The following is a 12,528-nucleotide window of genomic DNA, read 5'->3' as shown; positions in this document are numbered from 1 at the left end:
GTAATATCCGGCGGGTATTGCTCAAAGTCCCGGGTGTTGCCGTATAGGAGCAAAGTGATGCAACGACGTTCATTCCTGAAGCGCGCCAGCCTGGGCGCCGTCGCTGGCGCCGCCGTCAGTGCGCCCGCGTTCGCCCAGGACATGCCCTCGGTCAGCTGGCGCCTGTCTTCAGGCTTTCCCAGCGCCCTGGACCTGCGCGTCGGCGCCGCCGAAAACTTCTGCAAGTTCGTTGCCGAATCCACCGGCGGCAAGTTCAACATCCGCCACTTCCCCGACGGCGAAGTCGTTGCCGCCGCTGACCTCATGGAAGCCGTGTCCACCAAAAAGGTGGAGTGCGGCCACGTCTGCTCGCGCCTCTACTACGCCAAGAATCCCGCGTTCAGCTTCGACGCGGCCGTGCCGTTCGGCCTGAATGCGCGCCAGATGAACGCCTGGATGAGCGAAGGCGAGGGCCTGCGCCTGACGCGCGAACTCTTCAAGCCCGAAAAGATCATCAACTTTCCGCTGGGCAACACCGGCGCCCAGATGGGCGGCTGGTACGTCAAGGAAATCAAGCGCACCGGCGACCTGAAAGACCTGAAGATGCGAGTCGGCGGCTTGGCCGGCGACGTGCTGTCCCGTCTGGGCGTTGTCCCCCAGCAGGCCGATCTGGCCAAGCTGGCCGAGCTTTTCGAAAAAGAGGGCCTGCAGGCAGTGGCGGGGGCGGGCGCGTATGAAGATGCCAAGCTTGGACTGAATAAAGTAGCTAAGTATTACTACGCACCTGGTTGGTGGGCAGGCGGCGAACAGCTGTCGCTCTATATCAACGACGAGGTCTGGAACCAGTTGCCCAAGCACTACCAGGCCGTCGTGCAGTCCGCCGCGCTGGCTGCGCACACCTCGGCAACGGCGCGGTTCGATGCCCTCAATCCCCAGGCGCTGGCGCAATTGACCGCGAATGGCGCGCAAGTGCGCGCATTCCCCCGGTCAATCATGGACGCCGCGTTTGAAGCATCGCAGCAGGTCTACAAGGACTTGAGCGCCAAAGACCCCAGATTCAAGGCATTGCATGATAGTTACATGGGCTTTCGCGACAGCGAGATGCCGTGGTTTCGCCTGACCGAAGGCGCGTTCGGCCAGTACCTGGGCGTGGCGCTGTCGGCCAGGAGTTAGGAGGAAGCCGGTGCCGAATGGCATTCGGTGAATTTGAGGGTTTGTGCTAGTAACCACACGTTTTTTACAAAAAAATGGGCGGTTTTGAGGCTTTTGTTGAACGGCATTCGAGTTTCGGCCTGATACAAAGGAGTAATATCCCGGGTCTTGACGCGCATACATGCGGCCTTTAGGCGGCATCGACGTCAATCCGGCAGGATTACATCAGCCCGGATTACCAATATTCCGAGACAGACTTTAAGGTGGTAACAACCATGCAATCCAAGACCAAAAAGCTGCTGGCCGCGCTGATCGCCGCCGGTATCGTCCCGGCCGCCAACGCTGCCGACATCAAGCTGGGCGTGGCTGAAGCCCTGTCCGGCGGCGCCGCCCAGTACGGCGTGTCGATCCGCAACGGTTTCCAGCTCGCTGCCGATGAAATCAATGCCGCAGGCGGCATCAACGGCAACAAGATCGTCCTGGTAATCGAAGACGAACAAGGCAAGAAAGAAGAAGCCATCAACGTCTTCAAGAAGCTGATCTTCAAGGACAACGTCCTGATGGTCTTCGGTCCCACCCTGTCGAACTCCGCCCAGGCCGCCGACCCGGTCGCCCAGGCCGCCAAGACGGTCGCTTTCGGCACCTCCAACACCGCTGACGGCATCACCTCCATCGGCAACTACGTGTTCCGCAACTCGGTCACCGAAGCCGACGTGCTGCCCGCCACCATCTCCACCGTCAAGGCCAAGACCGGCCTGAAGAACGTGGCGGTGCTCTACGGCAACGACGACGTCTTCACCAAGAGCGGCTACGACAACTTCAAGAAGGCCCTGGAAGACCAGAAGATCCCGGTCACCACGACCGAAACGTTCGCCAAGGGCGACGTGGACTTCAAGGCCCAGCTCACCAAGATCAAGGGCACCAACCCCGACGCCATTGTGCTGTCCGCACTGCTGGCCGAAGGCGCCCCGATCATGGTCCAGGCCCGCCAACTCGGCCTGAACGTGCCGGTCATCGGCGGCAACGGCATGAACTCGGTCAAGATTTTCGACCTGGCCCCCGGCGGCGCGTCGAACAATCTCTGGATCGGCAGCCCGTGGTCGATCGAGAACAAGGCCCCCGAGAACGTCAAGTTCATCGACGCCTACAAGGCCAAGTTCACGAATGCCCCCGACCAGTTCGCGGCGCAGTCGTATGACGCCATGTACATCGTTGCCCAGGCCCTGAAGAACACCAAGATCACCGGCGAACTGGCCAAGGATCGCGCTGCTCTGCGCGATGCCCTGCCGTCCGTGACCTGGACCGGCGCCACCGGCCCGTTCAAGTTCCGCCAGGCCACCGACCGCGCCGGCAAGCCGGCCGGTTACGACGCCGACCAAGCGCCGATCGTCAGCGTGACCAAGGACGGCAAGTACGTCATCGAGAAGTAAGCAGTACGCATCCCCGCGCGGGGGGATGCGCCTTGCGGATGGCTTGCCGGCCGTCTGCAAGGCGCTTTTTATCGCAGGGCCGTCCCAAGTAGAAAGCTTCCCCGGAAGCAGAAAAGACCTCGCTGTGGGCACAGCGAGGTGGCCCTCTCAGATCTGGAAAGTCCCATCATGTTCGAACAACAATTCGTCAATGCCTTGTCGCTGGGCTGTGTGTATGCACTGTTCGCGCTGGGCTTCACGCTGATCTTCGGCGTGCTCGGGGTGATCAACCTGGCGCATGGCGCCGTCTTCATGGTTGGCGCCTACGCAGCACTTGTCGTGGTCCAGCAGTTCAGCCTGCCCTTGTGGGCCGCGCTGATGGTCGCGTTCTTCGTCGCCGGCTTCACCGGGGTCATCATCGACTACCTGGTCCTCAAGCCGCTGCGCAAGCGCAACGCACCCCACCTGATTCCCATGATCGCCACCATCGGTGTCGGCATCATCCTGAACAACGGCGCCCAAAGCATCTTTGGCGCCAGCAACCTGCGCTTCCCGCACGGCACCGTGCCCGAGGAAGTCATCGAAGTCGCCGGCCTGCACCTGACCGTCATCGAACTGGGCATCATCTTCCTGTCGTTCGCGCTGATGGCCGTGCTGATGTACGTGATGCGCCGCACGCAGTTCGGCCGCGCGCTGCGCGCCATTGCCGAATCGCCCAAGGCCGCCTGGCTGCTGGGCATCAACGTCGAAAAGCTGTTCATCACCACCTCGTTCGCCGCGGCCGCTCTGGGCGGCGTGGCCGGCGTGCTGATCGGGCTGTACTCGAACGCGCTGTTCCCGCTGATGGGCCAGCCGATGCTGCACAAGGGCATCGCGGTCATCATCCTGGGCGGCATGGGAGACATTCGCGGCGCCATGCTGGGCGGTCTCTTCCTGGGCTTCGCCGAGGTGCTGTCCGTGGCTTACATCGGCTCCACCATGCGCGACGCGGTGGCTTTCGGCCTGCTGTTCCTGATCCTGCTGGTCCGCCCGCAAGGTCTGTTCGGCAAAGTGGTTCAACGCAAGGCTTAAGGTATGAGCGGATTCGAAAATTTCTGGGCCATCTACGGCAACCTGGTGCTGACGCTTGGCACCAATGCACTCCTGGCCCTCTCCATCTGGCTGACGCTGGCCTGCGGCATGCTGGCCATGGCCAACGCCGCCTTCATGGGCATCGGGGCTTACACCGCCGCGCTGCTCACCATGAATTACGACGCTCCGTTCACGGTGGCGCTGGCTGGCGGCATGGCCGCGCCCGCGCTGGTGGCGGCCCTGATCGGCCTGCCGACGTTGCGGCTGTCCGGGGTCTACCTGGCGATGGCCACGCTGGGATTCGGTGAAGTGGTCCGCGTGACCATCCTGAACACCGAGTCCCTCACCGGCGGCGCGCTGGGCCTGAACGGCATCCCGCAACTCACGCAGTGGTGGCACGTCCTGTTGGCCGTCATCATCGTGCTGTTCGTGCTGTGGCGCGTGCGTGCTTCCAAGATCGGCCGCTCCTTCGACGCCATCCGTGGCGACGAGACGGCGGCGGGCCTGATGGGCATCAACGTGCGTTCGAACAAGATGCTGGCCTTTGTTGCCGGCGCCATGATCGCCGGCCTGGCTGGCGCGTTGAACGCGCACCTGACGTTCTTCATCGGTCCCAACGAATACGGCTTCGACCGTGGCGTCGAAATCCTGACGATGGCGATCCTGGGCGGCATCGGCGGCCTGGCCGGTCCCGTGATCGGCAGCTTCATCATTACGGTGCTGCCTGAATTGCTGCGCGGATTTGCGGATCTGCGCCTGATCGCGAATGGAGTGATCCTGGTGGTGATTGTGTTGTTCCTGCCGCAAGGCATCTGGGATCCGGCGCGCTTCAAGCGCTGGATGCGTCAAAGCCGCCAGGGAGGGAAGCGTCATGCTTGAGCTGTCCTCCGTCTCCAAGAGCTTTGGCGGCCTGCATGTGCTGCATGACGTCAGCCTGTCCGTGCCCGAAGGCGCCATCTTCGGCCTGATCGGCCCGAACGGCGCCGGCAAGACCACGGTCTTCAACCTCATCACCGGCCTGCTGCCGCCCAGCGGCGGCACCATCACGTTCCAGGGCGAAAGCGTCCTGCGCAAGAAGCCGCACAGCATCACGCGCATGGGCATCGCCCGCACGTTCCAGAACATCCGTCTGTTCAAGGAAATGACGCTGCTGGAGAACGTCGTCGTGGGCGCCTATCGCCACATGAACTACGGTTTCCCCAGCCTGCTGCTGGGCCTGCCCGGCTACCGAGAGCACGAGCAGCGCGCCCGCGAACGCGCACATGAACTGCTGACGTGGATGCGCCTGGATCACAAGGCCAACGATCTGGCGGACAACCTGTCCTACGGCGAACAGCGCCGCCTGGAGCTGGCGCGCGCACTGGCCACCGAGCCCAAGCTGCTGCTGCTGGACGAGCCCGTCGCCGGCATGAACACCGGCGAACGCGCCGAACTGATGCGCGAGATCCTGGCGATCCGCGACCGCGGCTACACCATCCTCATGATCGAGCACGACATGCGCTTCGTCATGGGCTTGTGCGAACGCATTGCGGTGCTGAACTTCGGCAAGATCATCGCCTGCGGCGGTCCCGAGGAAATCCGCAACAACGAGCAGGTCATCGAGGCCTACCTGGGCCGCGAAGACGACGAAGACACCGAACAAGCGGAGGCCGCCAAATGAGCGCCATGCTGGAAGTCCGCGGACTCGAGGTCAACTACGGCCACATCGAAGCCGTGCGCGGCATCGACCTGGACCTGAACGCCAACGAAATCACCGCCCTGGTCGGCGCCAACGGCGCCGGCAAGTCGACCACGCTGCTGGCGCTGTCGGGCCTCCTGCCCAAAGCGCGCGGCCGCATCCTCTTCGAGGGCGAAGACGTCACCAACCTCGCGCCGAACCAGCTGGTCGCGCGCGGCATCGTGCAGGTGCCGGAAGGCCGGGCCATCCTCACCACCATGACGGTGCTGGAAAACCTGGAACTCGGCGCCTATCGCCGTGGCCTGAAGAACGTCGCCACCGATCTGGAATACGTCTTCAACCTGTTCCCGCGCCTGAAGGAACGGATCAATGGCATGGCCGGCAACCTGTCCGGCGGCGAACAGCAGATGCTGGCCATCGGCCGCGCCTTGATGGCCAAGCCGCGCCTGTTGCTGCTGGACGAACCGTCGATGGGCCTGGCGCCGATCGTGGTCCAGGAAATCTTCCGTTCACTGCGCGCCATCAACGCCGACGGCCTCACGCTGTTCCTCGTTGAGCAAAACGTGCGCCAGGCCTTGAAGATCGCGCAACACGGCTATGTGCTTGAAAACGGCGCGTTGGCGCTGAAGGGCACCGGCCGCGAACTGCTGGGCCATCCCCGCGTGCTGGAAGCCTACCTGGGCGCCTGACGGGGCAGGGGGCATCATTTGTCCCCTTATCCAAATTGCGGCTGCCGTCTGGTGGCGGCCAGCCGCAAGTCACTCGAATTCTTTCCGCTTGCCCATTTTTTGAGCAACCGTGTTAGAATTTCAGGCTTTCCCTCATTTTGACCTTTGCACGGGCGGATTCATAACGCTTAGGCGGGGGGCGATTAAGGGCTGTAGGTTGTGGCCAAGGCGTGTAGCCAAAGCGCTGCAATACGCGGCCTAGTTTGGGAAAGAACACTGGCGGGATGTTCCGGCCAGAGCAAATTTTTATTCTTAGGAACCATCATGAAGACCTTTGTGGCCAAGCCGCATGAAGTCCAACGTGACTGGTTTGTGATCGACGCCAAGGGCAAAGTCCTCGGTCGTGTGGCCAGCGAAGTCGCACGTCGTCTGCGTGGCAAGCACAAACCTGAATTCACGCCTCACGTTGATACCGGTGACTACATCGTCATCATCAACGCGTCCGATATCGTTGTTACCGGTGCCAAGGCGAAGGACAAGAAGTACTTCCGCCACACGACGTACCCGGGCGGTATCCGTGAAACGAACTTCGAGAAAATGCAAGAGCGTTTTCCCGGCCGTGCCATTCAGAAGGCCGTCAAGGGCATGCTGCCCAAGGGTCCTCTGGGCTACGCCATGATCAAGAAGCTTAAGGTCTATGCCGGTGCCGAGCACCCGCATACCGCCCAGCAGCCCAAGACGCTGGATCTCTAAGGAAACGCCATGATCGGTAACTGGAATTACGGAACCGGCCGTCGCAAAACTTCGGTGGCTCGCGTTTTCATCAAGAAGGGCACTGGCAAGATCGTCGTCAACGGCAAGCCCGTCGACGAGTTCTTCGCTCGTGAAACCGGCCGTATGGTCGTGCGCCAGCCGCTGGAACTGACCGGCCACCTGGAATCGTTTGACATCAAGGTCAACGTGCACGGCGGCGGCGAAACCGGCCAAGCCGGCGCAATCCGTCACGGCATCACGCGTGCCCTGATCGATTACGACGCCACGCTGAAGCCCTCGCTGTCGCAAGCTGGCTTCGTCACGCGCGATGCCCGTGAAGTCGAACGTAAGAAGGTCGGCTTCCGCAAGGCGCGTCGTCGCAAGCAGTTCAGCAAGCGTTAATGCCCTGCAAAAAGCCCGCTTCGGCGGGCTTTTTGTTTTTGGGCCGGCAATGCGTCATCGCCGGCCCCGCGCGGAACTCCGCGCCACCCGCCCGGTCGGAAAAAAGGTTTGCAGTGCCAAATCCGGCACGCCGGTGCAATCCGTCGTTTCCCGAGCGATACAATCGTCATTCGTTCTCCGAAGAGCATCCATCATGGCCCAAGCATCGAACACCCGCATCAAGGTTGGTATCGTCGGCGGCACCGGATATACCGGCGTCGAACTGCTGCGCTTGCTGTCGCAGCATCCCAACGTGGAACTGACTGCCATCACGTCCCGCAAGGAAGACGGCCTGCCCGTCGCCGACATGTATCCCAACCTGCGCGGCCGTGTGAAGCTTGCCTTCTCGGCCCCGGAAAAGGCCTCGCTGACCGACTGCGACGTCGTCTTCTTTGCCACGCCGCACGGCGTGGCCATGGCGCAGGCGCAAGAGCTCATCGCTGCCGGCACCCGCGTCATCGACCTGGCCGCCGACTTCCGCCTGCAGGACATTCCCACGTTCGAACGCTGGTACAAGATTCCCCATACCTGCCCGGACATCCTGGCCGAATCGCAATACGGCCTGGTCGAACTGAACCGCGAAGCCATCTCCAAGGCGCGCGTCATCGGCAACCCCGGCTGCTACCCGACCACGGTGTTGCTGGGCCTGGCGCCGCTGCTTGAAGGCGGCAAGGCGCTGGTCGATACGCAAACCCTGATCGCCGACTGCAAGTCGGGCGTGTCCGGCGCGGGCCGCAAGGCAGAAGTGGGCTCGCTGTTCTCCGAAGCCTCCGACAACTTCAAGGCCTACGGCGTGGCCGGCCATCGTCACCACCCCGAGATCTCCGCCCAGCTCGAAAAGCTGGCCGGCGGCAAGGTGGGCCTGACGTTCGTGCCGCATCTGGTGCCGATGATCCGCGGCATGTTCTCCACCATCTATGCCCGCATCAAGCCCGAAGCGCGCGACACCGACTTCCAGGCGCTGTTCGAGCAGCGCTATGCCGACGAGCCCTTCGTGGACGTCATGCCTGCCGGCAGCCATCCCGAAACGCGTTCGGTGCGCGGTTCCAACAACCTGCGCATCGCGCTCAGCCGCCCGGATAACGGCGACCTGCTGATCGTCATGGTCGTGCAGGACAATCTGGTCAAGGGCGCCGCCGGCCAGGCGGTGCAGAACATGAACCTCATGTTCGGCATCCCCGAAACGGTCGGCCTCGACCAGGTCGCCATCCTGCCGTAAGGCCAGGGCGGCCCGCTCGGCGGGCCGCCAATATTGCTCTTTATGCCTGCAGATCCGTCAGTCAGTTCCCCGCCTCGCGCCCGTTATGGCGCCATCGTGCGTCTCTGCGCGATGCTGCTGCTGGGCGTGCTTGCGGGTGGCGCCGCCGGGTTCTTTCACGCGCGGCACCTCTACCGTCCGCAGGACGCCGTGGTCATCAGCGTCCAGCAGGCCGAAGCCCAGGACGAGGCCATGCGCCAGCAGGCCACGCAGCTGCGCTACATCCGCGGCCAACTCGATACCGCCGACGGCGAACTGGTCATCGAACGATCCGCCCGCCAGGAACTCGAAACCCAGCTCCACGCCGCGCAAGCCGAAGTCGGCCGCGTACGCGACCAGCTCGCGTTCTATGAGCAACTGCTGCCGCCCGGTCCTGAGGGGTCTGTGGACATCCGGGGCGTTCAGATCGACCGCGAAGGCGGCGGTCTGCGCTACAAGGTGCTGCTGATGCGCAGCGGCCGCAATGGCGGCACGCCCTTCGCGGGCGCCCTGCGCTTTCAGGCCACAGGCGTGCTCAAGGGCGAAACCGTCACCGTCGACCTCGCGCCCATGCAGGTCAAGGCCGAAACCGGTCCCGTCACGGCCACGGGCGAAAACCTGGCCGCCGCCTCGCTTGCCCTGCAGTTCGACCAATACCAGCGCAGCCAGGGCATCCTGGCCGTGCCCGAGGGATTTGTCCCCGAAAGTGTGACCGTTAGCGTCCTCGAGGGTGAAACCGTCCGCGCATCGCGCAGTGTCAAACTGGAACTTTGAGTCTGGTCAAGCCCTGCGCTATAGTGACACCATACGAGCGGCGACGCCGCTCACTGAAATATGGCCGATTCGGCCAGGAGTGAACCATGAATGCAGTGACCGAAACCGTCGACCTTCAGGCCCCCCCGCCTGTTCCCCTGGTGTTCACCGACTCGGCTGCCGCCAAAGTGAAAGACCTGTTGGCCGAAGAAGGCAACCCCGAACTGAAGCTGCGCGTATTCGTCCAGGGCGGCGGCTGTTCCGGCTTCCAGTACGGTTTCACGTTTGACGAAGTCGTCAACGAAGACGACACCGTGCTGGACAAGGACGGCGTGCAATTGCTCGTCGACCCGATGAGCTTCCAGTACCTGGTCGGCGCCGAGATCGACTACAAGGAAGACCTGGAAGGCGCGCAGTTCGTCATCCGCAATCCCAACGCCAGCACCACCTGCGGCTGCGGCTCCTCGTTCTCGGTGTAATCGCCAAGACCGGAAAGGAAAAAGCCCTTCGGTTTTCCGAAGGGCTTTTTGCATTGGGGCGGCGCTTGGCGCGTAGCGGGGATTCTACGCGCGATGCGGCGCGTCCCCGCCGCGCGCCAAGCGCCAAACCCAGACCGCCGCCCGAGCCTGATGCGGAGCTCAAGCCGGATACAGCGCTCCAAGTATCCTCGGGCCGCGTGCGCCGGTCACGCTGGGCAGGCCGGCTGGCTTGCCCTTTATGAACGCATGCGCCAGCCACGCAAATGCCAAGGCCTCCACCTGCTGCGCGGGCACGCCTAGCGCATCGGTGGGACGAACGGGGCGTTGCAGGCAATACGCCAGTTCCTGCATCAGGCCGGCGTTGTGCGCCCCGCCGCCGCACACAAAGACCTCCTGCGTCCCCGCCGCGGCCCGATCGATCGCGTCGGCGACCGTCCTGGCGGTCAGCCGCTGCAGCGTCGCCTGCACATCTTGAGGGGCGGGCGCGGCACCGTCGAACTCCGCCAGTCGGGTGTCCAGCCACTGCATGTTGAACAGGTCGCGGCCCGTGGATTTGGGGGGCGGCAAACCGAACCACGGCTCGCTGCCGATCAGTTGTTCGAGCAGGGGCGCCAGCACCTGTCCCGTCGCGGCCCAGCGGCCGCCGGCGTCGTAAGGTCGGCCCAGATGGCGCTGGCACCAGCCGTCCAGCAACACGTTGGCTGGGCCGGTGTCAAAGCCGCGCGCTGGCTGCCCCGGCTCAAGCAGTGTCACATTGGCAATGCCGCCCAGGTTCAGCACGGCGCGGCCGTGGCTGGCACCGAAGATGGCGGCGTGAAACGGCGGCACCAGCGGCGCGCCCTGGCCGCCAGCGGCGACGTCGCGCGTACGGAAGTCGGCGATCACCGAAATGCCGGTCTGTTCCGCCAGCAGGGCAGGCGCGTTGAGCTGCAGGGTGTAGCCCAGGTCAGGTCGGTGCCGCACGGTCTGGCCGTGTGCCCCAATGGCGCTGACGTCGGCTGCGGCCACGCCGGCATCCGCAAGCAGCTTTGCCACGGCCTGGGCATACACGCGCGCCAGTGCATTGGCCGCGAGCGCGGCGCGGGCGAGCTCGTCGCCTCCCGAAACGTTCAGTGCCAGCAACTCCCGGCGCAGATTCTCCGGCATGGGCAGGCTGGCATTGGCCAGCACCTGCGGCGGTTGTCCGTCTTCGAGGCGGGCCAGCACGCCGTCGACGCCATCGACGCTGGTGCCCGACATCAGGCCGATGTAGAGCGGGCGGCGGTCTTGCTGCAAGGGCAGGGTGGCATTCACGGGCGCCTCCAAATAAAAAAGGCGGCTGGGGCTTGCCGCCCCGCCGCCGCACCCGCTGCGCGCGGGCCTGTTTAGTGCGGACCTGCCTTAGCGGCTGGCCACGTTGGTCAGCGCGTCAGGCAGCGTCTGCTGGAATTGCGTCAGCAACTGGATCTGCTGCTTGTAGGGTCCAACCGCCTGGTTGAACGCGCGGACTTCCGCGGGTTCGAGGGCGCGCGCCACGGGCAGGTCCACCGACAGCGGGTCGATGGGCTGGTTGTCGACGCGGAATTCGTAGTGCAGGTGGGGGCCGGTGGCCCAGCCGGTGGAACCGACATAGCCCAGCAGTTGGCCTTGCGAGACCTTGGAGCCCTTGGTGACGCCTTCGGCGATGCGGCTCTGGTGCGCGTACAGCGTCGAATACTTGCCGTGGTGCTTGACGATGACCACGTTGCCGTAGCCGTTCTGCCAGCCCGAGAATTCGACCGTGCCGTCCGCGGTGGAGTGGATCGGCGTGCCCGACGGCGCGGCGTAGTCGACGCCCTTGTGTCCCGTCCAGGTCTTGTGGATGGGATGCATGCGCATGCCGAACGTCGAGCTGATGCGGCTGAACTTCAGGGCGGTGCGCAGGAACGCGCCGCGCAGGCTGGTGCCGTCGAAGTCGTAATAGGAGCCGGACTTTTCGTCGGGGCTGAACCAGACGGCGTTGAAGGTCTTGCCGCCGTTGATGAATTCCAGGGCCAGCACGCGGCCGGCGCCAGCGTAGCGGCCGTCATGCGAACGCACTTCGTAGACCACGCGGAATTGATCGCCTTGGCGCAGGTCGCGCAGGAAGTCGATCTTGGCGCTGAGGATGTCGGCCATTTGCATGGTGACCGAGTCCGGGATGCCGGCGGAGTCCGTGGCACCGAAGAGCGAGGACTTGATGGTGCCGACGGCGACGCGGGTCTGGCGTTCGGTGCTTTCGGTGACTTCCTCGGCCTTGTAGCTGTCGCCGGACGGGGCGACGTGCAGCATGCGCGTCACGACCTGGCCGTCGGTTTCATTGCCGGGAGTGTGGATGTAGCGCAGCCAGACCAGATTGCCCTGTTCGTCCGTGGCGGCCTGCACCGAGCGGCCGGGATACAGCTTGTAGATGCTGCGGGCGCTGGCGTCGTGCGTCAGGAAGGATTGCAGGTTGGGCGCGTCGAGTTCCAGGCGCTGCAGCACTGCCGACAGCGTGTCGCCCGGACGGATCCGGGTTTCGCTGATGTAGGGGGCGGCGCTGGGGGTGCTGACTTCGACTTGCTCGGCGGTCAGCGGCAGAATGCTCTGGATGACGCGCGAGGGGGGGAGTTCGGTGCGGTCGGGTTGCTGCACCATGCCGAGAGCGGCGGCGCCTGCGAACAGACCAATTGCGGTGACGAGAAGCGTGCGGCGGAAAAGTCCCGAGCGATGGGGCTTGGGCTCAACGGGCGCAAATACGGCAGCGACTTTGCGCTTGAGGCCACTCGCCAGTTCGTGGAGGCCACGAGTCATCGTGAAAATACCCTCTCAGGTGGCTTGAACTCGCAGGGTGCGGTACACGAACGGCCCTCGCGCGCCACGTTTCCGGGGCAAGGGCTGGCGCGGGGGCGCATCTGTGAACAAGGGATGG

Annotated in this window: 13 protein-coding genes; 11 read left to right on the top strand and 2 right to left on the bottom strand. The window is 64.0% G+C overall.

Annotated elements, in window-relative coordinates; all coding sequences use genetic code 11:
* Positions 1-57: 57 nt before the first annotated feature.
* The 11 genes from KW836_RS00510 to erpA all read left to right on the top strand — a co-directional run bounded on the left by KW836_RS00510 (position 58) and on the right by erpA (position 9,620).
* A complete protein-coding gene (locus KW836_RS00510; RefSeq protein WP_218342171.1) occupies positions 58-1,152 on the top strand; it encodes a TRAP transporter substrate-binding protein in 1,095 nt (364 codons plus the stop codon).
* Between the two features lie 254 nt (positions 1,153-1,406).
* Positions 1,407-2,561 (top strand): ABC transporter substrate-binding protein, encoded by a 1,155-nt coding sequence (locus tag KW836_RS00505; protein WP_175139118.1) that lies wholly within the window; start codon positions 1,407-1,409, stop codon positions 2,559-2,561.
* Positions 2,562-2,729: 168 nt separating this feature from the next.
* The gene (locus KW836_RS00500; protein WP_056564389.1) at positions 2,730-3,611 is read left to right on the top strand and encodes a branched-chain amino acid ABC transporter permease; all 882 of its coding nucleotides are present in this window, start codon (positions 2,730-2,732) and stop codon (positions 3,609-3,611) included.
* 3 nt (positions 3,612-3,614) lie between these two features.
* Positions 3,615-4,490: a branched-chain amino acid ABC transporter permease gene (locus tag KW836_RS00495; RefSeq protein WP_175125479.1), complete on the top strand. Its 876-nt coding sequence runs from the start codon at positions 3,615-3,617 to the stop codon at positions 4,488-4,490.
* Positions 4,483-5,271: an ABC transporter ATP-binding protein gene (locus KW836_RS00490; RefSeq protein ID WP_175139117.1), complete on the top strand. Its 789-nt coding sequence runs from the start codon at positions 4,483-4,485 to the stop codon at positions 5,269-5,271. Before KW836_RS00495 ends, KW836_RS00490 begins: the two co-directional genes overlap by 8 nt.
* The gene (locus tag KW836_RS00485; protein WP_175139116.1) at positions 5,268-5,978 is read left to right on the top strand and encodes an ABC transporter ATP-binding protein; all 711 of its coding nucleotides are present in this window, start codon (positions 5,268-5,270) and stop codon (positions 5,976-5,978) included. The genes KW836_RS00490 and KW836_RS00485 overlap by 4 nt, the downstream gene beginning before the upstream one ends.
* A 303-nt stretch (positions 5,979-6,281) precedes the next feature.
* Positions 6,282-6,710 carry a 50S ribosomal protein L13 gene (rplM, locus tag KW836_RS00480; RefSeq protein ID WP_056564379.1) on the top strand — a complete coding sequence of 143 codons (429 nt, stop codon included), beginning with the start codon at positions 6,282-6,284 and terminating at the stop codon, positions 6,708-6,710.
* A 9-nt stretch (positions 6,711-6,719) separates the two neighbouring features.
* Positions 6,720-7,112, top strand: a complete 393-nt coding sequence (gene rpsI, locus KW836_RS00475; protein ID WP_008163098.1) for a 30S ribosomal protein S9 — start codon at positions 6,720-6,722, stop codon at positions 7,110-7,112.
* 193 nt (positions 7,113-7,305) lie between these two features.
* A complete protein-coding gene (gene argC, locus KW836_RS00470) occupies positions 7,306-8,370 on the top strand; it encodes an N-acetyl-gamma-glutamyl-phosphate reductase (protein WP_175125472.1) in 1,065 nt (354 codons plus the stop codon).
* Positions 8,371-8,412: 42 nt separating this feature from the next.
* Positions 8,413-9,162, top strand: coding sequence for a DUF6776 family protein (locus KW836_RS00465; RefSeq protein ID WP_175139115.1), 750 nt, complete (start codon positions 8,413-8,415; stop codon positions 9,160-9,162).
* An 86-nt stretch (positions 9,163-9,248) separates the two neighbouring features.
* A complete protein-coding gene (gene erpA / locus KW836_RS00460; protein ID WP_063951957.1) occupies positions 9,249-9,620 on the top strand; it encodes an iron-sulfur cluster insertion protein ErpA in 372 nt (123 codons plus the stop codon).
* A 159-nt stretch (positions 9,621-9,779) separates the two neighbouring features.
* Here the strand turns inward: erpA and KW836_RS00455 are convergent, their stop codons facing one another.
* Positions 9,780-10,913 (bottom strand): anhydro-N-acetylmuramic acid kinase, encoded by a 1,134-nt coding sequence (locus KW836_RS00455; RefSeq protein ID WP_370632967.1) that lies wholly within the window; start codon positions 10,911-10,913, stop codon positions 9,780-9,782.
* 87 nt (positions 10,914-11,000) lie between these two features.
* Positions 11,001-12,410: a peptidoglycan DD-metalloendopeptidase family protein gene (locus KW836_RS00450; RefSeq protein WP_175139114.1), complete on the bottom strand. Its 1,410-nt coding sequence runs from the start codon at positions 12,408-12,410 to the stop codon at positions 11,001-11,003.
* Positions 12,411-12,528 lie beyond the last annotated feature (118 nt).

The sequence above is a fragment of the Achromobacter sp. ACM05 genome, assembly GCF_019218915.1.
Lineage (GTDB): Bacteria > Pseudomonadota > Gammaproteobacteria > Burkholderiales > Burkholderiaceae_B > Achromobacter > Achromobacter animicus.
This window is presented reverse-complemented; position numbering and strand designations above follow the sequence as displayed.

Bases quoted from the DNA above. Each gene is read 5' to 3' on its own strand.
- argC (WP_175125472.1), top strand. From the start codon at position 7,306: ATGGCCCAAGCATCGAACACCCGCATCAAGGTTGGTATCGTCGGCGGC.
- rplM (WP_056564379.1), top strand. From the start codon at position 6,282: ATGAAGACCTTTGTGGCCAAGCCGCATGAAGTCCAACGTGACTGGTTT.
- KW836_RS00485 (WP_175139116.1), top strand. From the start codon at position 5,268: ATGAGCGCCATGCTGGAAGTCCGCGGACTCGAGGTCAACTACGGCCAC.
- KW836_RS00505 (WP_175139118.1), top strand. From the start codon at position 1,407: ATGCAATCCAAGACCAAAAAGCTGCTGGCCGCGCTGATCGCCGCCGGT.
- rpsI (WP_008163098.1), top strand. From the start codon at position 6,720: ATGATCGGTAACTGGAATTACGGAACCGGCCGTCGCAAAACTTCGGTG.
- KW836_RS00490 (WP_175139117.1), top strand. From the start codon at position 4,483: ATGCTTGAGCTGTCCTCCGTCTCCAAGAGCTTTGGCGGCCTGCATGTG.
- KW836_RS00500 (WP_056564389.1), top strand. From the start codon at position 2,730: ATGTTCGAACAACAATTCGTCAATGCCTTGTCGCTGGGCTGTGTGTAT.
- erpA (WP_063951957.1), top strand. From the start codon at position 9,249: ATGAATGCAGTGACCGAAACCGTCGACCTTCAGGCCCCCCCGCCTGTT.
- KW836_RS00495 (WP_175125479.1), top strand. From the start codon at position 3,615: ATGAGCGGATTCGAAAATTTCTGGGCCATCTACGGCAACCTGGTGCTG.
- KW836_RS00465 (WP_175139115.1), top strand. From the start codon at position 8,413: ATGCCTGCAGATCCGTCAGTCAGTTCCCCGCCTCGCGCCCGTTATGGC.
- KW836_RS00450 (WP_175139114.1), bottom strand. From the start codon at position 12,410: ATGACTCGTGGCCTCCACGAACTGGCGAGTGGCCTCAAGCGCAAAGTC.
- KW836_RS00510 (WP_218342171.1), top strand. From the start codon at position 58: ATGCAACGACGTTCATTCCTGAAGCGCGCCAGCCTGGGCGCCGTCGCT.